Origin of the sequence: Acetobacter musti, from assembly GCF_011516835.1 — a bacterium.
Classification (GTDB): Bacteria; Pseudomonadota; Alphaproteobacteria; order Acetobacterales; family Acetobacteraceae; genus Acetobacter; species Acetobacter musti.
On sequence record NZ_WOTB01000009.1, the window covers coordinates 38,497 to 63,234 of the forward strand.

Below are 24,738 nucleotides of genomic sequence, written 5' to 3' on the forward strand. Positions count from 1 at the left end.
ACAGTTTTCTCCCGATCAACGTCTTTTCTTTCCGGTTGCCTGACATCCCAGACGGACCACGCGACCACTATCAGGACCGTTCCCCTTACCATGCCATCAACAAACGAAATTCGCGCTGCTTTCCTCGATTACTTCGCGTCTCATGGTCATCAGATCGTGCCGTCTTCATCGCTGGTGCCGCGGAACGATCCGACGCTGCTCTTTACCAATGCGGGCATGGTGCAGTTCAAAAACGTGTTTACCGGTCAGGAGACGCGTCCTTATTCGCGCGCAACGACGGCGCAGAAAGTGGTGCGGGCCGGCGGCAAGCATAACGATCTGGACAATGTCGGGTATACGGCGCGCCATCATACGTTCTTCGAAATGATGGGGAATTTCTCCTTCGGCGACTACTTCAAGCCGCTGGCGATCGAACTGGCGTGGAATCTGGTCACGAAGGATTTCGGTCTTCCGAAAGAGAAGCTGCTGGTCACGGTTTTTGCCGAGGACGAGGATGCGGCGGCGCTGTGGAAGCGGATTGCCGGTCTGAGCGATGACCGGATCATCCGCATTCCGACCTCCGACAATTTCTGGCGCATGGGCGATGTCGGGCCATGCGGTCCGTGTTCCGAGATTTTCTATGACCATGGACCGGATGTGCCGGGCGGGCCGCCGGGCTCGCCGGATGAGGACGGGGACCGGTTTGTCGAGATCTGGAATCTGGTCTTCATGCAGTTCTTCGAAGACCCGCCGGGCGTGCGTTCTCCCCTGCCCCGCCCTTCGATCGACACCGGGCTCGGGCTGGAGCGTTTCGCGGCGATCATGCAGGGCAAGCGTGACAATTATGATACGGACACGTTCCGCGTGCTGATCGAGGCGTCGGCGGATGTGACGTCTCAGGCGCCGGACGGGCCGTTCAAGGCGAGTCATCGGATTGTTGCGGATCATCTTCGTTCCACGGCGTTTCTGATTGCCGACGGGGTGCTGCCGTCGAAAGACGGGCGCGGCTATGTGCTGCGGCGCATCATGCGCCGGGCGATGAGGCATCTGCACATGATGGGCACGACGCAGCCGGTTTTCTACAAACTGCTGCCGGCGCTGATCCAGCAGATGGGCGCAGCTTATCCGGAGCTGGGGCAGGCTCAGGCGCTGATCCAGGAGACGATGCGCGGCGAGGAAGAGCGGTTCAAGGCTATGCTTGGACGCGGTCTGTCGCTGCTGGCCGATGAGACGGCGCAGCTTCCGGCGGGCGGTTCCCTGCCGGGCGATGTGGCGTTTAAGCTTTATGATACGTTCGGGTTCCCGCTCGATCTGACGCAGGATGCGTTGCGGGGCAGCGGGCATACGGTCGATGTCACGGGTTTCGAGGCGTCGATGAAGGAACAGCGGGAGCGGGCCCGGGCGGCCTGGACGGGTTCCGGCGATGCGGCGGTCGAGACCGTGTGGTTCGAGGCGCGGGACCGGTTCGGCGCGACGGAGTTTCTGGGCTACAGCACCGAGGATGCGGAGGCTGAGGTTCAGTTCATTGTTGCGGACAATGCCAGCGTGACGGAAGCCGGTGTCGGCACGGAAGTGGCGGTTCTGCTGAATCAGACGCCGTTTTATGGTGAGAGCGGCGGTCAGGTCGGCGATACCGGTGAGATTACGGCGCCGGGTGTCCGGATTGCGGTATCTGACACGCAGAAGAAGCTGGGCGATCTGCTGGTGCATTATGGCACGGTGACCGAGGGCACGCTGAAGGTCGGTCAGGCTGTGCGGGCGGCGGTCGATCATAAGCGCCGGACGGCGATCCGGGCGCATCATTCGGCGACGCATCTGCTGCATGAGGCGCTTCGTCGCCGGCTGGGCGAGCATGTGACACAGAAGGGCAGTCTGAACGCACCGGACCGGCTGCGTTTCGACGTGAGCCAGCCGCGTCCGATCACCCGTGAGGAGCTGGACGAGATCGAGGCCGAGGTGAACGCGCGCATCCGGGCGAATACGCCGGTGACGACGCGGATCATGACGCCGGAAGACGCGTCGGCTGAAGGCGCGATGGCGCTGTTCGGCGAGAAATACGGCGATGAAGTGCGGGTCGTTTCCATGGGTGGCACGGATGAGGCCGGCAACAAGCCGGGCTGGTCGGTGGAGCTTTGTGGCGGCACGCATGTTGGCCGGACGGGCGATATCGGTCTGTTCCGGATTGCGTCGGAGAGCGGCGTTTCGGCCGGGGTGAGACGTATCGAGGCCGTGGCTGGCGAGGCGGCTGAGGCGGTTGCGATCGCCAATGAGCAGCGGTTGGTCCAGATGGCGGCGATGATGAAGGTCACGGTTGCTGAGGCGCCGGAGCGTCTGGCGACGCTGCTGGATGAGCGGCGGGTGATGGAGAAGCGGATTTCCGATCTTCAGCGGAAGCTGGCGATGGGCGGGACTGCTGAGAAAACGGCTGTTGAGACCATTGCTGGTGTGCCGTTCTCGGGGCGGAATGTCGGGGATACGGCGCCGCGCGAGCTGAAGGGACTGGCGGAGACGATCGGTAAGCAGATTGGCGCTGGGGTCGTTGCGCTGGTGTCCACGGCTGAGGGTAAGGCCAGCGTGGTGGTGTCGGTGAATCCGGAGCTGCCTGAGGCGCTGGATGCGGTAACGCTCGTGCGGGCGGCCAGTGCGGCTCTTGGCGGCAAGGGCGGCGGCGGACGCCGGGATATGGCGCAGGCGGGCGGTCCGGATGTTGGGGCGGCGGATGCGGCGCTGAATGCGGTGCGTGCAGGGATTGAGGCGGCGGTTCAGGGGTAGGTTCTGAACTTGCAGGAGTTTTTCTGTGGGGGCTTTTTTGGGGCTCTGCCCCGGGCCCCGCAAAGGGACGCGGTCCCTTTGATCCCGGTTTGATTTAAATAAAATTGGTGTCCGGAGGTCTGTGACCTCTGGCGGGTTTCAGGGCAGAGCCCTGAGATCTTTTTTCAGCCGGTCAGCAACGTCTGAGCGAGACGGTTATGGGTCTCGGTCAGGCGGTGTTCATCCGTGCTCAGCAATTCGCCGTTTCTGACGACGATGCGGCCGTTCACCATGGTCAGTGCGGCGCGGCCGGGGGTGCAGAACACGAGAGCGGCGACCGGATCGGACTGAGCGCCGGTATGGTCGAGGCCGCTGATATCGAAGGCGACGAGATCGGCGGCCATGTCGGGCGCGATGGCACCGATATCGTCGCGGCCCAGTGTGGCCGCGCCGCCACGGGTGGCGAGCGCCAGGGTTTCCCGTGCGGTCATGAAGCGGCGGGCTTCCGGATCGGGCTCGAAGGATGTGCGGACGCGGGCCAGGAGCATGGCCTGGCGGGCTTCGGCGAGCATGTGGCTGCTGTCGTTCGAGGCTGAGCCGTCCACGCCGAGACCGACGCGGATGCCGGCGGACTGCATGGACTGAACGGGCGCGATGCCGGAGCCGAGACGCATGTTCGAGCAGGGACAGTGGGCGACACCGGTGCAGGTGGCGCCGAAGCGGGTGATCCCGTTCGGATCGAGTTTGACACAGTGGGCGTGCCAGACATCCGGGCCGACCCAGCCGAGATCTTCGGCGTATTCGGCCGGGGTGCGGCCGAAGACTTCGCGGCTGTAATCCACGTCACTGTCGTTTTCGGCGAGATGAGTGTGCAGGGTGGTGCCGGTGGCGCGCGCGAGATTTGCGGCTTCCCGCATCAGGTCCGTGCTGACGGAGAACGGCGAGCAGGGCGCGACGACGACGCGACGCATCGCGTAGCGGGACGGGTCGTGCCAGCGTTCGATCTGCCGCTGCGTGTCGCGGAGGATAGCGGCTTCGTCCTCAACGAGGCTGTCGGGAGGCAGGCCGCCTTTGCTCTCGCCGACGCTCATCGCGCCACGGGCGGCATGGAAGCGCATGCCCATGGCGTCGGCGGCTTCGATCTGATCATCGAGCGTGGCACCGTTCGGGAAGAGATAGAGGTGGTCGCTGGTCGTGGTGCAGCCGGACAGGAGAAGCTCGGCCATGGCGGTGCGGGTCGAGACGCGGATCATTTCCGGCGTGAGGCGCGACCAGATCGGGTAGAGCGCCTGCAGCCAGCCGAAGAGCGAGGCGTCCTGGGCTGCCGGGATGACGCGGGTCAGCGTCTGGAACATGTGATGGTGGGTGTTGACGAGGCCGGGGAGGAGGACGTGACCGGAGAGGTCGATGGTCTCATCGGCGGGACCGGGGTCGTCCTCCCTGCCCCCGACGGCTTCGATGCCGTTGCCGCTGACGCGGACCCATCCGCCGGGAAATTCCTGGCGGGTGTCGTCCATGGTGACAATATGAGCGTTTCTGAGCAGTGTCGTTCCTGGCGTCATGTCTCGCTCACCTCGCAGATAGACCCGCCTGTCTCACAGGCGGCGGTGACGGCATGGCCGCCCTGGATGACGACCATACTGCATCTGACGGCTCAGGAAACGGCGATCAGTGCGGCACGACCAGAGGTTTCGCCACGACGAGGGATGTTCCGCGACCATAGGTCGCGGCGGATGTCGTTGCGGAGCCGGCCGGAGCGGCGGGTGCTGCGGGGAAAACGGGTGTCAGCAGCGACTGCGTGAAGTAGAGCACACCGTTCGACTGCGGAACGCCGGTCACCCAGAGCCTGTTGACCGCGCCGGCGCCGTTGCTGAGGACGAGCTGGCCGGAGGCGTCGGGGGAAACTGTCAGGATCGCCCCGGAGATTGTGTGCAGGCCGATCGCGTGGGTCGGCTGGCGGGCGATGGCGGCTTTCAGGGTCGCGAGCGGCCATTTTCCGCGCACGATGGTGTAGCCGAGCAGGGATTTCAGATCCGGTGTGCTGACCGGCGGGAGCGCGCCGCCGGCGAACCGGGCTTCGTAATGCTGGAGCGGGCCGTTCGGGATGGCGAAGACGGTGAACGGGCCATTCTGCTGCAGGAGACTGAACAGCCCGACGGACTGCAGGGCGCGCGTGTAGTTCGCGAGTTCGATGGCCGAGAGCAGCGATTCCGAGATTGGCCGGTCACAGTAAATCGGTGTTTCGGGGTCCGGATACGCGATCGCGCTGTCGGGGGCTTCCTTTGCGTCCCTTGGCACATAATTGCGGGTGCCGGAGACGGTCGGGGCCATGAACGAGCATACGCTGCCGACCTGTTTATAGGCATCCTGCCGCGCCGTGCTCTGGCAGCCGCCGAGCGACAGAGCCACCAGTCCCGCGGCTCCAGCCATACCGTATCGCCCTGCCAAACCTGGCCGCATCCCAGTCTCCCATCCCGAGTTTCATGGTCCGCACCAGACAGCAGGCGAACCGCGCAGACAAATCTATGCTGCCCGGGTTTCGCATCTGTAAACCGGCAGGCTGTCCCCCGCCGCTTATCGGCTCTTTCCCGCTGTCACAAGCCCTGGCCCTTTATCCTGCCCCCTTTATGAGGCGGGGTTCCGGGGACGGGTTTCAGGTGGAGCAGTCTGGCACGGCGCCGGGAGTGGGCGTCGGGGTGATCACCGGCGGCGGCAACCGGCAGTGGACATCGGCTGTGGGCATCGGCGCCCGGTGTGCCGGCATCGCCCGGTGGCGTCGTCCGGAACCATCATTCAGAGCCATCGTCAGTGGACGATGGCTCTGGCGGCGGTCAGCAGCCGTCGCCGCGCATTGTCCAGCCGGTTACGACGCCGCCGGCGAGTTCGAAGGTCGTCTGGCAGACGGTGTTGTAGTAGCTGGCCGGGAAGCCGCCGCCCATTCCCCAGCCGCCGCCGTAACCACCCCAGCCACCGCCCCAGCCGCCCCAGCCGCCGCCCCAGCCCGGTCCGCCGCCCCAGCCGCCCCATCCCCAGCCCATGCTGCCGGAGGTGTAGCTTGTCTGGTTATCGACATAGGCGAGGAAGATGTGACCGTTGGTCTGGAAGGTGCGTGTGGGGACGCCGTAGGCGCGGATGACGTCGACTTCCGTTTTGCCGACCAGGGCATCAAGCTGTTTGCGCTGCTCCGGCGTCGGGCCGGAACAGCCGGCGACGAGCAGGATGGCCAGCACGGGCCAGATACGCTTTGTGACCATGACGACGCCCTTATTTTCTGCGACAAATCTGCGATCCGGCGACCGGGCCATTCCGGAGCCGCAATTTTGTTCAAGGTTACGCGAATTTATCCAAGCCACAAGACGTCCCTCAGACGGGGCGCGCCGGTCGCCAGCATCACGAGACGATCGAAGCCCAGCGCGATGCCTGAGGTCGGTGGCATAGCCGGTAACGCGCGGAGAAAGTCTTCGTCTATCGGCCAGGATTTTCTCTGCGGGTAAAGCTTAGCCCTCGTCGCCCGGTCCTTTTCGAAGCGGGTCCGCTGCTCCTCGCTGTCGGTCAGTTCCTCGAAGGCGTTGGCGAGTTCGACGCCGCCGATATACAGCTCGAATCGCAGGGCGGTGCGCGGGTCGTCGGGGCAGGTGCGGGCCAGGGCGGCCTGGCTGGCGGGCCAGTGGGTGAGGAAGGTCGGGCGTTCACGGCCGATCGCGGGTTCGATGCGTTCGAGCAGGAGCCGGAAGAACAGGTCTTCCCAGGTTTCGCCGGTTCTCAGGGTGCAGCCGGCCTGGGCGGCGAGGGCTTCGGCGTTGTCGGCCGTGGCGAGGACGTCGGCACCGGCATGGCGCCGGAAGGCTTCGGCGACGGTCAGCCGCTCGAAGGGGGTGTGGATGGGGATGGTGCGGCCGTCGCGATGGATTTCGGGTGGCAGAAGGCACTGAACGTAATGTTCCGTCTCATCGGCCAGGGAGGCGAGACCGGCGCCGGGATGGTACCATTCCAGCATGGTGAATTCGGGGGCATGCAATACGCTGCCCTCACCGTTGCGCCAGACGCGGGCGAGCTGGAAGACCGGCAGGCCGGTGGCGGCGACGATCCGCTTCATGGCGAATTCGGGGCTGGTGTGAAGGAAGAGCGGTTCGCTGTCGCCTTCGGGGGAGACCCGCCTGGTTTCGAAGACATGGAGATGGACTTCCTCGCCGGGCGTGGGGACGGCGCAGGGGGTCTCGACCTCAACATAGCCGCGCGAGTCGAAGAAGGCGCGGGTTGCGGTCTGCATCAGGGCGCGGCGGCGCAGGAGCGGGAGACGTTCGGCGATGCGGGTCGGGTCAGTGGCGCGCGTCGTGGCTTCCGGTGTGTTCAGGTCCATTGTTCTGACGGGTCCCCTTCCCTGCCCGACGGTCTGTGGTTACCGGCCTCCGTCCCGGCCTTTGCCCCGGTCTTCGCCGGTACCGGTGTAAGCGCCCGGTCTGTGCCCCGGCATACGCTTCGGGCGGGGCTGAGCGGAAATGCTGTTTGCTCCGGGGTGGCCGGGACCGTTAGAACCGCCGCATGACACTCCATGTTCCGACCGCCCCTGTTTCCGCTTCGCCGGCATCCGGCGCTTCCGCGTCTTCGGCCCGTATGGGTGGAAGCACGCTTCGTTCGCCGCGGCAACTGGTCCGGGCCGGACTTATTCCGGAAACAATTCTGGATGATGTCGAACAGGTTGCGGCACGTTACGCGACCGCGATCCCGGACACATTTCTGTCGCTGATTGAGACGCCGGACGATCCGGTCGGATTGCAGGTCATTCCGCATCCGGATGAGCTGATTATGGCGCCCTCCGAGCGGGAAGATCCGATCGGAGACGATGCGCTGTCGCCGGTTCCGGGGATTGTGCACCGCTATGAGGACCGGGCGCTGCTGAAACCTCTGCTGATCTGCCCGCTTTATTGCCGGTTCTGCTTCCGGCGCGAGCATGTCGGGCCGGACGGCGGCCTGCTGGACGAGGCGGCGCTGGAGACGGCGCTTGGCTGGCTGCGGACGCATGAGCAGATCCGGGAAGTGATTCTGACGGGAGGCGATCCGCTGATGCTGTCTGCGCGGCGGCTCGCTCATATCGTGCGCGCGCTGGACGACATTCCGCATGTGACGACGATCCGCATTCATTCGCGGGTGCCGCTTGCCGATCCGGGGCGGATTACGGATGAGCTGACCGGGGCGATGGAGACGGACAAGGCGATGTGGCTGGTGCTGCACGCCAATCATGAGCGGGAGTTCACGGAAGCGGGCCGGGCGGCGCTGCGGCGGATGCAGCGACGGGGGATTCCGCTGCTGGGGCAGTCGGTGCTGCTACGCGGAGTGAATGACAGTGTGGAGGCGCTGGAGGGGCTGTTCCGGGCGATGGTGGAGAACCGGGTGAAGCCTTATTATCTGCATCAGCTCGATCCGGCGCCGGGGACGGCGCGGTTTCATGTGCCGGTCGAAGAGGGGCGCGCGCTGCTGCAGGGATTGCGGGGGCGTGTAACCGGGCTCGCCTGGCCGACTTACATTCTCGATATTCCGGGTGGCTTCGGGAAGGTGCCGCTGGGGCCGGATTATCTGGATACCGGCTCGGGCATGGTGCAGGACCCGTCGGGGCGGTGGCACGAGCTGCCGTGACTGTGGCGGATGACGGATTTCAGGGACGTGGCAGGTTTTCACGCCGGTAAAATTGCCGGAGGACGCCGGGTGACGGCAGCAGGATCTTCGGCAGAGTGAGTTTCTGATACATGGCGGCGTAATGGCGCCTGTTCTGGCGCGCGGGTCCGAGGATGTACTGCACCATCTCCCGTTTGATGCTGTCCTTCCCTTCAGCGAGAGCGCCGTGTCTGTTTTTCTCGAACAAGGTTCTGCGGAAGTAGCGGTACAGGCTGAGGGGCGTGGAGATATCCAGCAGGATCAGGCCGGTTGCGCGCTCCAGGCGCTGAGGCAGGCAGCGTGTATAATTGCCTTCCATAACCCAGCGGTCGCCGGTGATGGCGGCGTCGTGCAGGGTGATGAATTCGCCGACCGGACGCTTTTCCCAGTCGGTTGCCGGCAGGTGGGATAACTGATCGAGATGGATGACGGGGAGATGGCGCGCATGACCGATCGCGACGGCGAGGGTGGACTTGCCGCTGCCGGACGGCCCCATGATGCAGATGCGCTCTCCGAGATCGGTCAGGGTGGTCATGCGGGCCGAAGGTCTCTGATGCCGGGAGGGGCTGAATCCTGCAGAGGGGGCGGATTCCTCAATCTCTTTACGGAGTCAGGGGAAGAGTTTGCAAGTAGCCACATCTCAGGTCGTCACGTCTGAAAAATACGCGGCTTTTTCCGGGCTGTGCCCCGAACTCCGACAAAGGGGTAAGGTCCCTTTGATCCCGGTTTATTAAATCAAAAGAGGCGAAGAGGCCGTCCTGCGCAACACGCCTTCGCGTGACGCCGCCTTAACAGGCGCAGAGCAGAACCCTGCTCTGTCCTTACGCTTAACGGAATACATAAGCGCCAAAAAACAGACCGGTTCCGTTTCCGAACCGGTCTGTCTTACAGGGGGCGCCTGATGGCGTTACATCTGGGTGTTACCGTTCGCCGGCGGCGGAGCGGCGGGGGTTTGTCCGGCCGGCGGCGTGCTGCCCGGTTTCGGGGTCATGGTGCCGGGTTCGGTCGAATGTTCGACGTCATAGGCCGTGGCTTTTTCGGACCAGGTTCCCTTTGCCCCCGGATGTTCCTGATCGTAGAGGGCGGCCTTGGCTTTGGCTTCCTTGCGGTATTTGTGGCGGACATACATGCCTGTTACGCAGCCGCCGAGCGCGCCCAGCACACCGTGATGGGCGACGTGACCACCGACGGCGCCGGCGGCGCCGTATTTCACGCAGCCGCCTGGCTCCGCCTGAGCCGCTGAGACCGAGCCTGCGGTCAGCATCACGGCCATGGTTGCGCTGAGCAGTTTTTTCATTGGGGCATCCTGTTTTATCGTGGTCGTCGGGGACCAGTTCGACACTATTCTGCCCGGAAACTGTGGCGAAAACCAGCCGGGGTCCCCATTCTGACCGTGCTGTAATAATTGTCATGAACAGGGTCGGGCCGGTGGTTCGGGCTTGACGCTCACGGTCATGTGCCGTCATGAGCCTGTCCGGATTATCGACTGACGAACACTTTTCCACCAGAGACCGTGCTCCCGGAGATTCTGCCCATGTCGCCCACCCGCCGCGCTCTTCTCGCAGCAGCTCTTCCTGTCGCGCTGGCACCTGCCCTGATCCGTCCGGCGCTGGCGGCGGATGCGCCGGCGGCGAATGATCCGCGCCTGGCGCCACGCGCGCTCGGGAAGCCGGATGCGAAGGTGACGGTTGAGGAGTGGTTTTCGCTGACATGCCCGCACTGCGCGCAGTTTGCGATCAAAGTGCTTCCGGAAATCAGGACGAAGCTGATCGATACGGGCCGTATCCGCTATGTGTTCTGCGATTATCCGCTGGACCGGGTTTCGCTGATGGCGGCGCAGGTCGCGCGGTCCCTGCCGGCTGAACGGTATGAGCCGTTCATCATGGCGCTGCTGTCCAATCAGGATCACTGGGCGTTTGTACAGGACGGCTCCCAGGAGGAGCAGCTCCGGAAGATGGCGGCGCTGGCGGGCATGTCGGCTGACAGTTTCGATCGCGCGGTGAACGATACGCAGCTTCAGAACGCGATCATGAGCGGGGAACACCGGGCTCAGACGCAGTACAACATTACCGGCACGCCGGCTTTCCGCTTCAACAACGATGTCTATCGCGACGGCGAGCTCACCTATGCCGAGTTCGAGAAGAAAGTGGTCGCCGCGGGCGGCTGATTTTTCCGAAGAATGTTCAGGACACCGGATCTTGCCGCGCGGTTCCCGGACCCGGATGACGCCGGCATGGCGTCGTTTCCGGTCGTGATCCCCTGTCTCATGTTTCGTGACGTCGTGTTCAGCAGCATCGTGCTGACGGGGTTCCGGGACGCGGCATGACAGCCCGGTTTGTCCAGTTGCGGATCGCGGGCTTCAAGAGCTTCGCGGACCCTGTCACCGTCGATATTCTGCCCGGTCTGACAGGGATTGTCGGGCCGAATGGCTGCGGCAAGTCCAACGTGGTCGAGGGACTGCGCTGGGCGATGGGCGAGACATCGGCCCGGTCGCTACGTGGCGGCGAGATGGACGATCTGATTTTCGCGGGCACGGCGAGCCGTCCGTCGCGCAATCTCGCGGAAGTCACGCTGACACTTGAAAATGCGAAGGGGCTCGGACCGGGCGCGTTTGCTGAGCAGGACGATCTGCAGGTGACGCGACGGGCGGAGCGGGGCGCGGGCAGTGATTACCGGCTGAATGGACGGCCGATCCGGGCGCGTGATGTGCAGACGCTGTTTGCCGATCTGGCATCCGGAGCGCGGTCCTCGGCGATGGTCAGCCAGGGGCGCGTGGCAATGCTGGTGGGCGCCCGGCCGGAAGAGCGGCGGACCATTCTGGAGGAAGCGGCGGGGATTACCGGGCTTCATGCGCGGCGGCATGAGGCGGAGCTGAAGCTGCGGGCGACCGAGACGAATCTGACGCGGGCGGAGGATCTGCGCACGCAGCTGGAATCGCGGCTGGAGGGGCTGGCGGGACAGTCCACGCAGGCGTCGAAATATCGCGAGCTGTCGGCGAATCTGCGGGAGGCGGAGACCTCCCTGCTGGCATTGCTGCATGCGCGGGCGCGGCATCAGGTCGAGCGGGCGCAGCAGGCGACGGTTGCGGCGCGGAAGGCGCTGATCGCGGCGGAGGAAGCGGCGGAGACGGCGGTTCTGGCGGATTACGAGGCGGATAAGGCGCTGCCACCACTGCGGGAGGCGGCTGAGCAGGCGCGGACGGCGCTGGAGCGGCGGCGGGTGGCGGCCGAGGGCGTGGCCCGTGAGGAGCAGCGTGCGGCGGAAGCGGCGGAAGCGGCGTCCGGACGGTTGCGGCAGTGCGAGGCGGACCGGGAAGCGGCGGCGTCACGGCTGAACGATGCCAGCGAGACACTGGCCCGACTTCAGGATGAAGCGCGGGAGGTTGCTGAGAAACAGGCGGCGCTGCCGGGTCTTCAGGCTGAGGCGGAAGCGGCGGTTGTGGCGGCTCAGGCGGCGGTGAACGAGGCGGCGCAGCTTCTGGAACAGCGCACGGCGGAAGCGACGGCGGCGAAAACGCGGGCGGAGCAGGCGCAGGCGGCTCTGGAAGCGGCGACGGCGCGGCATGGGCGGCTGGAGCAGGCGCGGGCGGCGCTTGAGGCCGAGATGGCGGCGCTGCGGGCCGATCTGCCGGATGAGGACACGCTGACGGCGGCGGAATACGCGGTGCGGGAGGCGGCTGAGACGCTGACGCGGTGTCGCGAGGCGGAGGATGCGGCGGTGCAGCGGCGGTCCGCGGCGCAGCTGGCGCTCTCGATCGCGCGGAACACGGCGGAATCGACGCGGACGCGGCATGAGGACTGTCAGGCGGCGCTGACGGCGGCGAAAACGCGGCTGGCGGCGCTGACGCGGGATTGCGAGGCGCTGACGCGGCGTCGGGACGAGGCGCAGGGGCAGCTTGTTCCGGAAGAAAGGCGTGCAGCGCTGGCGACGGCTCTGACCGAGGCTGAGTCTGCTCACGCGCGGGCGGTGGCGGCGTTCGAGGCGGCGGAATCCGAACGGGCGGCGGCGGCGGCGGCGCTGCTGGAGGCGCGGGCGCGGGTTCAGGAAGACAGTTCGACGCGGGCGGCGGCGGCGGAAGCGGTTCGCAAGGCGCGTGAGGCTCTGAGCCGGGCCGAGAAAGAAGCGGCGACGCTGAGCCGGGAGCTGGAAGAGGCCGGGCGTCATGCGGTGCCGGATTCCGTGCTTGAGGAAGCGCAGGCGGCGCGGGCGGCGGAGGAGCGGAAACTTTCGGAAGCCGAGGCGGCGCTGATTCGGGCGGAAGAGCAGCTGGCGGTCTGCACGGCGCAGGCCCGCGAGAAAGATGGTGCGCTTGGCGCGCTGCGGGCGGAGCTGACGCGGCTGCGGGCGCAGGTGGACGGGCTGGCTCAGGCGCTGGGGGACGAACAGGACAGTGACGGCGCGGTGGCCGCCTCCCCTGTGTCGGACGAGCTGCGTGTGCCGGACGGGCTGGAAGTGGCGCTGGCGGCAGCGCTGACTGACGGGCTGGACGCGCCGGAAGCGACGCAGGCTCCTGAAGCGCCACGGGCGTGGATGGCGCTGCCGGCGACGGAGCAGGCGTTGCCGGCCGGGGCGACGCCGCTGAGCACGCTGGTGGAGGCGCCGACGGTGCTCGGCCGGGCGCTGTCTCAGGCGGGGCTGGTTGAGTCGGATGCTGCCGGAGCGGCGCTGGTTCCGGCGTTGCGGCCCGGTCAGTGTCTGGTGACGCGGGAGGGCGCGCTGTGGCGGTGGGACGGGTATCGCGTCGAGGCCGGGCAGCCGAGTCCGGCGGCACAGCGACTGGCGCAGCGGCGGACGTTGCGGGAGAGTCAGGGGCGGCTTGATACGCTGGTGATGGAACTGCCTGCGGCTGAGCAGGTGGCGGCGGATGCGGCGCAGGCGCTGACGGCGGCGGCAGAAGCCGTACGGGTGGCGCGGTCCGGACGGGGTGGCATCGAGGCGGCGCTGGGAAAGGCGCGCTCGGTGGAGGCGGAGACATCGCGGCGGCATGCGGCGGCGCGGGCGCGGCTGGATGGGGTGCGGCCTCAGTATGAGCGGGCGGAGCAGGCGCTGATCGCGGCGAAGCAAGGGCTGGCTGACGTGGTGGCGGCGGAAGCGGCGTTGCCGGATGCGGCGGCGCTGCGGGCGGCGCATGATGCGGCGAAGGCGCGGGAGCAGCAGACGACTCAGGCCGAGGCAGCCACGCGCGAGGCGCGGCGGCGGGCGGAGCAGGCACTGGAGCGGGCGCGGCGCGAAAAGCAGGAAGCGGAGACGCGGCATGGCAATGTTGAGTCGCGTCTGGCGACATTGCTTCCCGATCTGGCGCGGCTGACGGAAGAATGTGAGGCGGGCCGGCAGGCTGTGCAGGCGGCGGAAGCGGCGCTGCGGGAGGCGTCCGATCCGGCGGCGGCGGGCAAGGCGCTGACGGACGCGGAAGCAGAAGCCGGCGCGGCGGAGGCCGGGGCGAAGGCAGCGCGGGCTGCTCTGGAGACGGCGGAGGCTGAGTCGTCGCGTCTCGGTGCGGCGTTGCGGGCGATGCAGGAAAAGGCGCTGGAGCGGAAGACGCGGCTTTCGGCGCTGGAGCCGCGTGAAGCGACGTTGTGGGAGGAACTGGCGGAAGCGGCGGCGACTCTCGATGCGGCGCGGACGGGAGCGGACTCCGTCGGCGACGGGACGGCGGAAGCCGGGCTGGAGGAGCTGCGGAGCCGGCTTGCCGGGCTGAGAGCGGATGAGCAGGCGGCGCGGGAGAAGCGAGCGGCGCTGCTGGCTGAAACCGGGACGCTGACGGCGCGGGAGGCGTCTCTGCAGGCCTCGGTTGAGGAATGGACCGGGCGCGAGAGCGTGGCCAGGGCGCAGCTGGATGAGGCGGCGCAGCGGCTGGCGGCGGTTTCGGCCGAGCATGAGACGGTGTCGGCGCTGCCGGCGGAGGCGCAGCGGCTGCGCGAGACGAGCGCGACGGCGCTTGCGGAGGCTGAGGCGGCGTTTCTGGCCGGTGACTCGGCGCGGGAGGCGGCGGAGCTGCGGCTGCGGGAGGCGCAGGAGGCGCGGCGTCAGACGGAGAGCGATCTGGCGGCGGCGCGTGAAACTGTGCTGCGGAGTGAGGGGAAGAGCGAGCAGGCGCGGGCCATTCTCGATCAGTTGCTGGCAGAGACGCCGGAGCCGCCGCTGGCGCCGGTCGGGGATCTGACGGAGGCGGCGGAGACGGGTTTGCGGCGGAAGATCGGACGGCTGACGCGGGAGCGGGAAGAGCTTGGTCCGGTGAATCTGCGGGCTGATATCGAGGCGCAGGAGGCGGAGCAGCAGATCGAGACGATCCGTCGCGAGCACAATGAGCTGGAGACGGCTATTGCCCGTCTGCGGGGCTCGATCGGAGCGCTGAACAAGGAGGGGCGCGAGCGGCTGATGGCGGTGTTCACGCAGGTGGATCACCATTTTCAGTCGCTTTTTTCTAGAATGTTTGGCGGCGGCCGGGCGCATCTGGGGCTTGTCGGCAGTGACGATCCGTTGCAGGCTGGTCTGGAGATCTATGCGCAGCCGCCCGGCAAGAAGCTGGCGACATTGTCGCTTTTGTCGGGTGGCGAGCAGGCTCTGACAGCTCTTTCGTTGATTTTTGCGGTTTTCCGCTGTAACCCCGCCCCGATCTGCGTTCTTGACGAGGTTGACGCTCCCCTCGACGACGCCAATGTCGGTCGTTTCTGTTCCCTTCTGGGGGACATGGCCGGAGAAGCAGGAACACGTTTTCTCGTTGTGACCCATCATCAGTTAACCATGGCGCATATGGATCGCCTTTACGGCGTCACCATGCAGGAACGGGGCGTGAGCCGCGTTCTCTCTGTCGACCTTGAGCGGGCTTCTGAAATGGCCGGCGAACGGAAGAAGGAGGAGGCTCATGTCTGATTCAGCATCTGCCGGCCGCCGGGATTCCGGGGGAACGGACCGGAGTGGTCCGGAAAAGGCATCCGGAAAGCCGGTCCTGACACGGAAATGCCGACGCAATGCGTTTATCGGCGTGGGAATCATCGTGCTGGCCGGAGGTGTGTTCGGCTGGCGGCAGAGTCAGTCTGACGCGCTGATGACGCGGATTCATCACGGGCTGGTCGTCTGTGCGACCGGTGCGGCGGCTGTGGCGACGCGGCCGCTTTCGCTGGCGACGGCCGCGCAGGCCGCGACGAGCACCACGGGCGTGACGCCGCCGGGAGCGGCGCCTGATCCGGCTGTCGCCAATGCGCCGTCGATGGTGGAGCTCGATGTCATGCAGGGGGCGGACGGTCAGCTGCTGGTTCGCGAGGGGGACAGGCCGCTCAGCGACGCACTGATGGCGATGCGTCGCAACCGGGGGCTGGTCATGCTTTCCCTGCCCGATGCGACGGTGCAGAGTGTGGTGAAGGTGGTCCGCGCGACCGGGATGCGTCACCGCGTCATTCTGTCGGTGTCCGGCGAGACGGGAACGCGGGACGCGCTGAAGGCGGATCGCTCGATTATCGTGGCGATTCCGGTGACGTCGGTTCATGACGAGTATGTCGCGAGGCGTCTCGCGGGCGGTCATCGGTTTGCGGCGTATCTGCCGTCCGACGCCTCCCCTGCCCTTTTCGCGCAGGCTCATCATGACGCGGCCGCCGTGATCGCCGACAGTCCGCATCTGTCTTCCGATCCGGCGCGTCTTCAGGCGTTCCTGAATCAGCCGGTGGACATTGTGGTTACGGATAATCCGGACCGGTTCGTGAAGCTTCTCGACGGAGACTGACGGGGGAGACTGACGGGCGGCCTCGTTTATGGCGGGGCGGAACGCGGGTCTGGTGGCGGGTGAGGCGGCTGCCGGGCTATGTTCGGGGCTTCGGGTTAAAGATTGACGGAAATCTGGCGATTGCCGGGAGATCCGGCCTGTTGATAATTCCTGTTCAGTAACCAGGTCCAGGAAGCGTGGTCGTTGCCGCGTCCGGCAGAGCTTTGCCGGGATATACCTCCCTCCCGCAATGTACTGGAGGATGCCTCTGGTCAGAGGCCGGACATCTGGTCTGGCTGTGGGGTTTATGGCGGGTCTTCGTTGCCGGCTCGGTGTCAGAGAGGTTGTTCTCCGAGCATCGCGCCGAGCTTCAGTGTCATGGCGACGTTGCGGGCGGTGCGTCGCACGCTTTCGCCGGATTCGGTGAGGATATCCGCCAGAGTGCCGGGTCTCTGGACCGTCCCGAAGACGGCGTCGATGCCGGCCTCGCAGACTTTATCGACGCCGGCGCCGAGTGAGCCGGCGATGGCGATGACGGGCTTGCCGAGGCGTTTTGCGACGCGGGCGACGCCGACCGGTGTTTTGCCCCGGATGGTCTGGCCGTCCATCCGGCCTTCTCCAGTAATGACGAGGTCCGCGTCGGCGAGAATGGAGGCGAGGTCGAGGGCTTCCATGACGATATCGACGCCTGGCCGCATTTTTGCGTCCGTGAAGGCGAGGAGCGCGGCGCCGAGGCCGCCGGCCGCGCCTGCTCCGGGTATCGTGGCGATGTCTTTGTCGAGAACGGCGCTGATTCGGGCGGCGTAGCGGGACAGGGCGGCGTCAAGAATGTCGATATGGGCGGGGGTGGCGCCTTTCTGGGGACCGAAGATGGCGGAGGCGCCCTCCGGGCCGAGCAGGGGATTGTCCACGTCGCAGGCGACTTCCAGCGTCACATCCGCCAGGCGGGGATCGAGATTCGTGATGTCGACCGTGGCGAGCCGGGCCAGGGGGGCGCCGCCGGGGCCGAGTTCCTGGCCGTCGGCGTCTTTCAGGGAGATGCCCAGGGCCTGGGCGAAGCCGGCGCCGCCGTCATTGGTGGCGCTTCCGCCGAGGCCGATGATGATATGACTGCAGCCGGCGTCGAGCGCGGCGAGGACGAGTTCGCCGACGCCCCGCGTTGTGGCGCTGAGCGGGTCGCGCTGGTCTTCGGGTACGAGCGCCAGGCCGGATGCGGCGGCCATTTCGATGATGGCGGTCCGGCCGTCTCCGGTGATGCCGAAGAACGCCTCGACGGGCGTGTTCCGCGGGCCGGTGACGGTGCGGTTCACGACATGGCCGCCGGTTCCGGTCACGATGGCCTCGACGGTGCCTTCGCCGCCGTCTGCGGCGGGGAGTCTGATGTAATCCGCATTTGGGAAAACGGCGCTGAAACCGGCTCCGATTTCGTCCGCGACCTGCAGGGCGGAGAGACTTTCCTTGAAGGAATCACAGACGATCGCGATTTTCATGAAAATCCTCCGTTGGGGGCGGTGCGGGTCATAGGGCGGCTCCGGGTTTCGGGCTGCACAATACGATGGCGATTCCGCCGGCCATGACAGCGGCGAGCAGAATCAGGGCGTAATCGGTGCTGCCTGTGGCCTGTCTGATCCATCCGACGATCCAGGGGCTGGCGAATCCGGCAATCTGGCCGGTTGAATTGATCAGGGCGAGGCCGCCGGCGGCGGCTTCGGCGCCGAGGAATGACGAGGCCAGGGGCCAGAACATCGCGAGTCCGGTCAGAGCGCCGGAGGCGCCGAGCGAAAGGCCGAGCAGGGCGAGCGAGGGATGCTGGCCGAACGTTCCGTTCAGGGACGCCATGACCAGCCCCGTGGCGGCGAGCAGCATCGGACCGGCGAGGTGCCAGCGCCGTTCTCCGGTGCGGTCCGCGGAACGTCCGGTGGCGAGCATCACGAGGGCGGCGATGAGATAGGGGATGGCGCTGAGCCAGCCTATGGCCTGCATGTCAGAGCCGAAACTGGCCTGCACGATGGTCGGCAGCCAGAAACTGATCGCGTAGACTCCGCTCTGCACGCAGAAATAGACGAAGCCCATGGCCCAGATCCACGGGCTTCGCAGCGCCTGGGCGAAAGTCCCGGCTTTTCCGGGCTGCGTGCTCCGGCCGTCTTCGGCGAGCGCCGCCTGCATCGCGGCACGCTCCGGGGCGTTCAGCCAGGGAGCGCCTGCGACATCTTCGCTGAGCAGAAAGATCACGGCCAGGCCAAGGAGGATGGTGGGGATGCCCTGCAGCAGGAACAGCCATTGCCAGGCGGCGAGGCCGCTCTGTGTGTGTCCACCCTGAGCCGCGAAAGAGGACATGATCCAGCCGGAGAGCGGGCCGCCGATGACGCCGGAGAGCGGAATGGCGACCATGAAGAGAGCCATGACGCGGCCGCGCTGGCGTGAGGGGAACCAGCGGGTCAGATAGAGCACGAGCCCGGGGAAGAAACCGGCCTCGGCGGCTCCGGTCAGGAAGCGCAGGACATAGAATTCGCCGGCGTTGTGCACGAAGGCGAGACCGGCGGACAGCGCGCCCCATGTCACCATGATGGTGGCGATCCAGCGACGGGCGCCGAATTTTTCGAGCATCAGATTGCCGGGGACGCCGCAGGCGACGTAGCCGAGAAAGAAAATACCGGCGGCGAATCCGTATTGCCGGTCATTCAGGCCGAGCGCGTCGGCCATCTGCAGCTTTGCGAAGCCGACATTGACCCGGTCAAGATAGTTGAACAGGTAGCAGATGAAGATGAACGGCACGATCCGGAAGACGGCCCGCCGGAAAAGGATGTCGGTCTGCTCCGCCGGGCGGTCACCCGGTGCGCTGGCACTGATGGCGGCGGCACTGGCGGCGACGCTGCTGGCACTTACGGCACTGGCAGCACTCCCGGTTTCTGACATGGGTTGGTATCCAACTCTTCTTTTGTCAGGAACTCTCTCATTCCGCTGGCGGGATCGCAACCTCGCAAATCATTATTATGCGTTCTTCGCATGAACGTGTCCGGGCGTGTGCCGGATACGGAGCGCCAGGTCCTGATTACGGGCGGGCTGAACGAAAACAGGACCCGAAGGTCCTGTTCTGTGCGGTCTGTTCCGCGAAGCAGCATATGGACTGCCGGAGAAGACGATCCGGTCTGGCCGGATCGGCCAGAGTCAGATCGTCTGGTCTTCTGATCCGGGACAGCATCCCGGATGGCGGTCTCAGCCCGGCATCATGGTGCCGGTTTCGACGAAGCGTTCGTGCCAGGAGAGCGCTTCTTTCAGCAGATGCGGGGTGTGCTTGCCCCAGGAATCGCGTTTCGCGCGGGTCAGGTAATCTTCGAGCATCGGCTTGTAGGTCGGGTGTGCGCAGTTTTTGATGACCTGTTCGGCACGCTGCACCGGGCCGAGACCGCGCATGTCGGCGAGGCCGCATTCCGTGACGATGATCTGGCTGTCCTGCATAATGTGATCGACATGCGCCGCCATCGGGACGATGGCGGAGATCTTGCCGTCTTTCGCGGTCGAGGTGGACAGGAAGATCGACAGGTAGGAGTTGCGGGCGAAGTCGCCGGAACCACCGATGCCGTTCATCATTTTCGTACCCATGACACGAGTGGAGTTCACGTTGCCGTAGATGTCGGCTTCGAGCATGCCGTTCATGGCGATACAGCCGAGGCGGCGGATGACTTCGGCGTTGTTGCTGATGTCCTGCTGGCGGAGGATGATCTTCTCGCGGAAGAAGGACATGCGCCGGTTGATTTCCTCGACGGCGTCCGGGCTGAGCGAGAAGGAGGTCGCGGACGCGATCTTCATGCGCCCGGTGTCGAGCATTTTCAGCATGCCGTCCTGAATGACTTCCGAGTAGCCCATCAGGTTTTCGAAGGGACCTTCGTTCAGGCCTTCGAGCACAGCGTTGGCGACGTTGCCGACGCCGGACTGCAGCGGCAGGAGGTTTGGCGGCAGGCGGCCTTTTTTGACTTCGTGCTCAAGGAATTCGAGCAGGTGGCCGGCGATGGCTTTCGCGTGTGCGTCGGGCGCCGCGAAGGGCGCGTTGCGGTCCGGATCGTCGGTGCGGATGATGGCGGCGATTTTGGCCGGATCGACGCGGAGGAAGTTCTCTCCGATGCGGTCATCGGCATTGCGGATCGGAATGATGTCGCGCGAGGGAACGCCGCTGACATTGCCGCGCCAGACATCGTGCATGCCTTCCAGGCCTTCGGGCTGCCAGGAATTGACTTCGATGATCACGCGTTTGGCGAGATCCATGAAGGTCTGGGAGTTGCCGACCGAGGAGCTGGGGATGATGCCGCCGTCTTCGGTGATGGCGGTGGCTTCGACGATGGCGAAGTCGAACTCGCCGTAATTGCCCTGGACGGAGCGCGGGGCGACCTGGCCGAGATGGGTGTCGAAATACTCGGTCTCGCCGGAGTTGATGTTGTTACGCATCGCGGCGTCGGTATTGAACGGCGAGCGGAACGAGACGCCGTGGACCTTGGCGAGCGCGCCGTCCATCTGCGGGCCGGTGGAGGCGCCGGTGACGAGGCGGACCTTGAATTCCTCACCTTTTGCGTGGGCGGCGCTGATGCGCTCGGCCAGCGCCATCGGGACGGCTTTCGGGTAGGCTGCTCCGGTGAAGCCGCTGGTTCCGAGCGTGTCCCCGTTGCCGATGAGCTCGGCGGCGGCGGTGGCCGGCATTTCCTTAGCGCGCAACGCCTGGTTGCGGATGCGATCAGTCATGAAAAACGGTCCTGTCCAACATCGTGTTTCCCGTCGCCAGCCGGTCCGCGGGGGCAGCCTGATGCTGCCGGCGGCTTGCGGTGGCGTGATCCGGCGGAGCCCCGGTGTCATGATTTCCGTTATGCGGAACCATGTCGCCGTGCCGTTCGGCCGTCGCGATCTTTGCCCGCACATCTACGCGCAAATTCCGTCTCAAGGCGCGTCACATGGTTGTGCACAGGCGCAAATGACGGAGGTTTCCGATCGAAATCCCGTGAACAGGGGGGGACCAAAGGGGTACGATGCACGCTATAGTACAGGAAATAAGTGCTGTCTGCCCTCGCTCATCTGAGAAGACGGCCCATATAACAGTGTGATGACGTGGTGAGCGTGCAATGTACGATGAAACAGACTTCCGCCGCAGGGTTGCTGGTCGCCGCATTCGCGTTGTGGGCGATGTTCATGGAGATCTTGAGGCATTCAGGCATGCGGCGGCGACGGATCGTTTCATTGTGCAGCTTGGCGATCTTGTCGATTACGGGCCGGACAGCGCGGGTGCGCTGCGACTGATGGCGTCGATCCTCGATGAGGACCGGGGGCTGTTTCTGCTGGGCAATCATGACCGCAAGCTCGGGCGTGCCCTGATGGGCCGCAAGCTGCGCCGGGACGCGCCGCTTGAGGCCACGATCGGGCAGCTGATCGAGCCGGAAAATTCCGATGTTCTGGAGCGGGCGCTGCCGATGTTTCAGGAGGCGCCGACATGGCTGAAGCTGGGCCGGCGTATTTTCGTCCATGCCGCTTTTCACACCGGAATGCTGGCGGAGCCGTGTCATCTCGGTCTTGGCAGCGTCTCTCATCTTCTGTCCCGGGCTCTGTTCGGCGAGGTGACGGGAGCGACCCAGCCTGACGGGTATCCGGAGCGGCGCCTCAACTGGGTGGATCATATCCCTGCCGGGCATACTGTTTATTGCGGGCATGACCGGCGCTCGACGGACGGGCGGCCCTGGGTCCGGCATGGGCGGTCGGGCGGGACGGCGGTGTTTGTCGATACCGGCGCGGGCAAGGGCGGCCATCTGGCATGGATCGATCTGCCGGAGGAGCTTGCGGACGTTCCGGATTATCCGGCTCAGCCGACATCGGACTGGCCGACGCCCTCCCCCGCTCTGTCCTGATTCCGGTTGCGGGCGTGTGGCTGCTGATGGAGATCAGGACAGAGCGGGTCCGGCGGCTCCGCGTCCGGGCGTTTTGACACTGATGTTCACGACGTGGTGAATGGGTGTTCCCTGACTTCGCGGGGCAGAATGAGCACGCGATGATACGCAGTCGGGAGCACAGAACGGGATGGAGTGGCGTGACGGCTGATTCGCATGAAGAAACGCAGATAATGGCTGCCGGGGGCGGTGATCCCGTCGCGGAGCTTTCTGCGTTGCGGCAGAGCATCGACAATATTGATATGGCGCTGGTTGCGATGCTGGCGGAGCGGTTTCGCTGCACCAAGGCTGTCGGTGAGCTTAAGGCCCGTTATAAGATGCCGCCGGCTGATCCGGACAGGGAAGCGCGCCAGATCGCGCGGCTGCGTGAGCTGGCGAGGAACGCCAGGCTCGATCCTGATTTTGCCGAGAAGTTTCTGAATTTCATTATTCGCGAGGTCATCCGTCATCATGAGGCCATTGCCCGTGATGACGCCGCCCATGCTGATGTGGCCCGTGAGAGTGCTGCTGTGGAAGCCCGGCCTTGAAGCCTGTCGCGCATCGTCTGCTGCTGCTGCGTCATGCCGAGGCTCAGCCGGCGCCGGCCGGCGATCTGAGCACGACGGCCGATCTTGCCCGCCCGCTGACCGATGAGGGGCACCGGCTGGCGCGGCAGCGGGGCGAGATGATGCGGAGAGCCGGCATTGTTCCGGATCTGGTTTTATGCAGTCCGGCTCTGCGCACGCGGCAGACCTATGCCGGCCTGCTGCCGTTCGGGCAGAATGCGCGGCCTGAGATCCGGATCGAGCCCACGCTTTATCTGGCGGCGCCGGATGAACTGCTGGCGCGTCTGCGGGTGACGCCGGACGTGCTGCATACGGTTCTTCTGGTGGGTCATAATCCCGGTCTTCCGGCCCTTGCGCGGTATCTGAACGGTGTGGAGACGGCGCTCGAATCGGATTTCGGGCTGGGGACGCTGGCGTCGTTTCGTGTCGAGGTCGAGAAGCAGGAATCGATTGCGCTCGCGTGGAAGGGGCTCGGACCGAAAACAGCCTGGCTTGAGTCGTTCTCGCAAAATTGAGCCGAAAATCGCTCTGATCGGGTCGCCTCTCAACAAGGTGACGGGTTTGGGGGCCTTCAACGGCTTTCGGATTAACGCCCGATCAGAGACAAACGTCGGTGACGCCACCGTCGCAGGACGCGTGGTCAGATTGTTGCAGGAGTAACGCCATGAGCGGGTCGCAGACAGCAGTGACGGGGAAATCCGCCAGCATCAAACTTGGGGACGGTTCGGCTGAGCTTCCAGTTCTCAGAGGAACGCTTGGTCCCGACGTTGTGGATATTCGTCGTATAACAGCCGATCTGGGCATTTTTACGTTCGATCCGGGTTACGGCGAGACGGCGTCGTGCGAGAGCAAAATCACCTTTATTGATGGCGATAAGGGTGTGCTGCTGCACCGCGGGTATCCGATCGAGCAGCTGGCGGAGCAGGCGTCCTATCCGGAAGTCATCTATCTGCTGCTGAACGGTGAGCTGCCCAACAAGACGCAGTATGAAGCGTTTGTCAGCACGCTGACCAACCACACGCTGCTGCATGAGCAGATCCGGAATTTCTTCAACGGCTATCGCCGTGACGCGCATCCGATGGCCATTCTGTGCGGCACGGTTGGCGCGCTGTCTGCGTTCTATCCGGATGCCAACGACATTTCCCGTCAGGAAAGCCGTGATCTGTCGGCGATGCGGCTGATCGCGAAGATTCCGACGATCGCTGCATGGGCGTATAAATACACGATCGGCGAGGCGTTCGTTTACCCGCGCAATGACCTGAACTACGCCGAGAATTTCCTCTCGATGATGTTCGCGCGTCCGTCCGAGCCGTACAAGGTCAACCCGGTTCTGGCGCGGGCGATGAATCGCATCCTGATCCTGCATGCGGATCATGAGCAGAACGCCTCGACCTCGACGGTCCGTCTGGCCGGCTCGACGGGCGCCAATCCGTTTGCGTGTATCGCGGCGGGCATTGCGGCGCTGTGGGGGCCTGCGCATGGCGGGGCGAACGAGGCCGTTCTGAAGATGCTGGCGAAGATCGGGTCCAAAGAGAATATTCCGGACTTCATCGCCAAGGTGAAGGACAAGAACAGCGGCGTGAAGCTGATGGGCTTCGGGCATCGTGTTTACAAGAACTTCGATCCGCGCGCGAAGATCATGCAGGCGACGTGTCACGAGGTTCTGAAAGAGCTGGGTATCAAGGACGATCCGCTGCTTGATCTGGCTGTCGAGCTTGAGAATATCGCGCTGAATGACGAATACTTCGTGAAGCGCAAGCTTTACCCGAATGTGGACTTCTATTCGGGCATCATTCTGAAGGCGATGGGTATTCCGACCAGCATGTTTACTGTGCTGTTCGCTGTTGCCCGGACCACGGGCTGGGTGAGCCAGTGGAAGGAAATGATCGAGGAGCCGGGTCAGCGCATCAGCCGTCCGCGTCAGCTCTATATGGGCTATGACAGGCGCGACATGGTTCCGCTTGACCGCCGGTCCTGATTTCTGACTGCCGGGGAGTTGTTTTCCGGTTTCCGGTAACTTTCTCCGGGCGGCTTTTGTGAAGCGGTCCGGAGAAAGGAGCGGAATCCCAGACAAGCGCAACGTGGTCCGGGTGTGACAGTTCCCCTGCCCTGCTTATGTGACGGATTGTCCGGTGCGATGTCCGGATGGTTTGTGACACGAAATATGTATTTTGCAGGCGGAAAACAG

General features: G+C 65.1%; 19 protein-coding genes. 10 read left to right on the plus strand and 9 right to left on the minus strand.

Translation table 11 applies throughout. The annotated features are described in order from the left end of the window. Positions 1 to 90 precede the first annotated feature (90 nt). Entirely contained in the window at positions 91 to 2,751 is a 2,661-nt protein-coding gene (gene alaS, locus GOB93_RS08430) for an alanine--tRNA ligase (protein ID WP_173583067.1), read from the plus strand. Between the two features lie 164 nt (positions 2,752 to 2,915). Here the strand turns inward: alaS and GOB93_RS08435 are convergent, their stop codons facing one another. From GOB93_RS08435 to epmA, 4 genes are all read right to left on the minus strand, one after another. Continuing rightward, positions 2,916 to 4,292: an 8-oxoguanine deaminase gene (locus tag GOB93_RS08435; protein WP_173583068.1), complete on the minus strand. Its 1,377-nt coding sequence runs from the start codon at positions 4,290 to 4,292 to the stop codon at positions 2,916 to 2,918. Positions 4,293 to 4,398: 106 nt separating this feature from the next. Beyond that, positions 4,399 to 5,160: a fasciclin domain-containing protein gene (locus GOB93_RS08440; protein WP_194300009.1), complete on the minus strand. Its 762-nt coding sequence runs from the start codon at positions 5,158 to 5,160 to the stop codon at positions 4,399 to 4,401. A gap of 401 nt (positions 5,161 to 5,561) precedes the next feature. Further along, positions 5,562 to 5,984 (minus strand): hypothetical protein, encoded by a 423-nt coding sequence (locus GOB93_RS08445; protein ID WP_173583154.1) that lies wholly within the window; start codon positions 5,982 to 5,984, stop codon positions 5,562 to 5,564. 86 nt (positions 5,985 to 6,070) lie between these two features. Beyond that, positions 6,071 to 7,090, minus strand: a complete 1,020-nt coding sequence (gene epmA / locus GOB93_RS08450) for an EF-P lysine aminoacylase EpmA (protein ID WP_173583069.1) — start codon at positions 7,088 to 7,090, stop codon at positions 6,071 to 6,073. A gap of 254 nt (positions 7,091 to 7,344) precedes the next feature. Between epmA and GOB93_RS08455 the strand changes: the two genes are divergently transcribed. Further along, positions 7,345 to 8,364 (plus strand): lysine-2,3-aminomutase-like protein, encoded by a 1,020-nt coding sequence (locus GOB93_RS08455; RefSeq protein ID WP_173583155.1) that lies wholly within the window; start codon positions 7,345 to 7,347, stop codon positions 8,362 to 8,364. Between the two features lie 19 nt (positions 8,365 to 8,383). Here the strand turns inward: GOB93_RS08455 and GOB93_RS08460 are convergent, their stop codons facing one another. After that, on the minus strand, positions 8,384 to 8,917 hold the full coding sequence (locus GOB93_RS08460) for a P-loop NTPase family protein (RefSeq protein WP_173583070.1): 534 nt from the start codon (positions 8,915 to 8,917) through the stop codon (positions 8,384 to 8,386). A gap of 372 nt (positions 8,918 to 9,289) precedes the next feature. Further along, positions 9,290 to 9,679: a hypothetical protein gene (locus GOB93_RS08465; RefSeq protein ID WP_194300010.1), complete on the minus strand. Its 390-nt coding sequence runs from the start codon at positions 9,677 to 9,679 to the stop codon at positions 9,290 to 9,292. 237 nt (positions 9,680 to 9,916) lie between these two features. Here GOB93_RS08465 and GOB93_RS08470 point away from each other — a divergent pair, with 237 nt between their 5' ends. Genes GOB93_RS08470 through GOB93_RS08485 form a run of 4 tightly spaced genes read left to right on the plus strand, consistent with a single transcriptional unit; the run spans position 9,917 to position 16,102 of the window. Continuing rightward, entirely contained in the window at positions 9,917 to 10,549 is a 633-nt protein-coding gene (locus tag GOB93_RS08470) for a thioredoxin domain-containing protein (protein WP_173583071.1), read from the plus strand. A 12-nt stretch (positions 10,550 to 10,561) separates the two neighbouring features. Beyond that, positions 10,562 to 10,708 (plus strand): hypothetical protein, encoded by a 147-nt coding sequence (locus tag GOB93_RS08475; protein WP_173583072.1) that lies wholly within the window; start codon positions 10,562 to 10,564, stop codon positions 10,706 to 10,708. Then, a complete protein-coding gene (locus GOB93_RS08480) occupies positions 10,705 to 15,255 on the plus strand; it encodes an AAA family ATPase (RefSeq protein WP_173583073.1) in 4,551 nt (1,516 codons plus the stop codon). The genes GOB93_RS08475 and GOB93_RS08480 overlap by 4 nt, the downstream gene beginning before the upstream one ends. After that, positions 15,248 to 16,102 (plus strand): PI-PLC domain-containing protein, encoded by an 855-nt coding sequence (locus GOB93_RS08485; protein ID WP_173583074.1) that lies wholly within the window; start codon positions 15,248 to 15,250, stop codon positions 16,100 to 16,102. Before GOB93_RS08480 ends, GOB93_RS08485 begins: the two co-directional genes overlap by 8 nt. Before the next feature lie 314 nt (positions 16,103 to 16,416). Here the strand turns inward: GOB93_RS08485 and GOB93_RS08490 are convergent, their stop codons facing one another. The 3 genes from GOB93_RS08490 to GOB93_RS08500 all read right to left on the minus strand — a co-directional run bounded on the left by GOB93_RS08490 (position 16,417) and on the right by GOB93_RS08500 (position 20,815). Further along, a complete protein-coding gene (locus GOB93_RS08490) occupies positions 16,417 to 17,571 on the minus strand; it encodes a glycerate kinase (protein WP_173583075.1) in 1,155 nt (384 codons plus the stop codon). A 28-nt stretch (positions 17,572 to 17,599) separates the two neighbouring features. Then, positions 17,600 to 18,997, minus strand: coding sequence for an MFS transporter (locus tag GOB93_RS08495; RefSeq protein WP_173583076.1), 1,398 nt, complete (start codon positions 18,995 to 18,997; stop codon positions 17,600 to 17,602). Between the two features lie 300 nt (positions 18,998 to 19,297). Continuing rightward, positions 19,298 to 20,815 (minus strand): acetyl-CoA hydrolase/transferase family protein, encoded by a 1,518-nt coding sequence (locus tag GOB93_RS08500; RefSeq protein ID WP_173583077.1) that lies wholly within the window; start codon positions 20,813 to 20,815, stop codon positions 19,298 to 19,300. A gap of 374 nt (positions 20,816 to 21,189) precedes the next feature. On the opposite strand from GOB93_RS08500, the gene GOB93_RS08505 reads away from it, so the two are divergent. From GOB93_RS08505 to gltA, 4 genes are all read left to right on the plus strand, one after another. Beyond that, positions 21,190 to 21,966, plus strand: coding sequence for a metallophosphoesterase (locus GOB93_RS08505; RefSeq protein WP_173583078.1), 777 nt, complete (start codon positions 21,190 to 21,192; stop codon positions 21,964 to 21,966). 212 nt (positions 21,967 to 22,178) lie between these two features. Beyond that, the gene (locus tag GOB93_RS08510; protein WP_173583157.1) at positions 22,179 to 22,532 is read left to right on the plus strand and encodes a chorismate mutase; all 354 of its coding nucleotides are present in this window, start codon (positions 22,179 to 22,181) and stop codon (positions 22,530 to 22,532) included. Further along, on the plus strand, positions 22,529 to 23,065 hold the full coding sequence (locus GOB93_RS08515) for a SixA phosphatase family protein (RefSeq protein WP_242010641.1): 537 nt from the start codon (positions 22,529 to 22,531) through the stop codon (positions 23,063 to 23,065). Before GOB93_RS08510 ends, GOB93_RS08515 begins: the two co-directional genes overlap by 4 nt. Positions 23,066 to 23,214: 149 nt before the next feature. Further along, positions 23,215 to 24,528, plus strand: coding sequence for a citrate synthase (gltA, locus tag GOB93_RS08520; protein ID WP_173583079.1), 1,314 nt, complete (start codon positions 23,215 to 23,217; stop codon positions 24,526 to 24,528). The last annotated feature ends 210 nt before the right edge of the window (positions 24,529 to 24,738 follow it).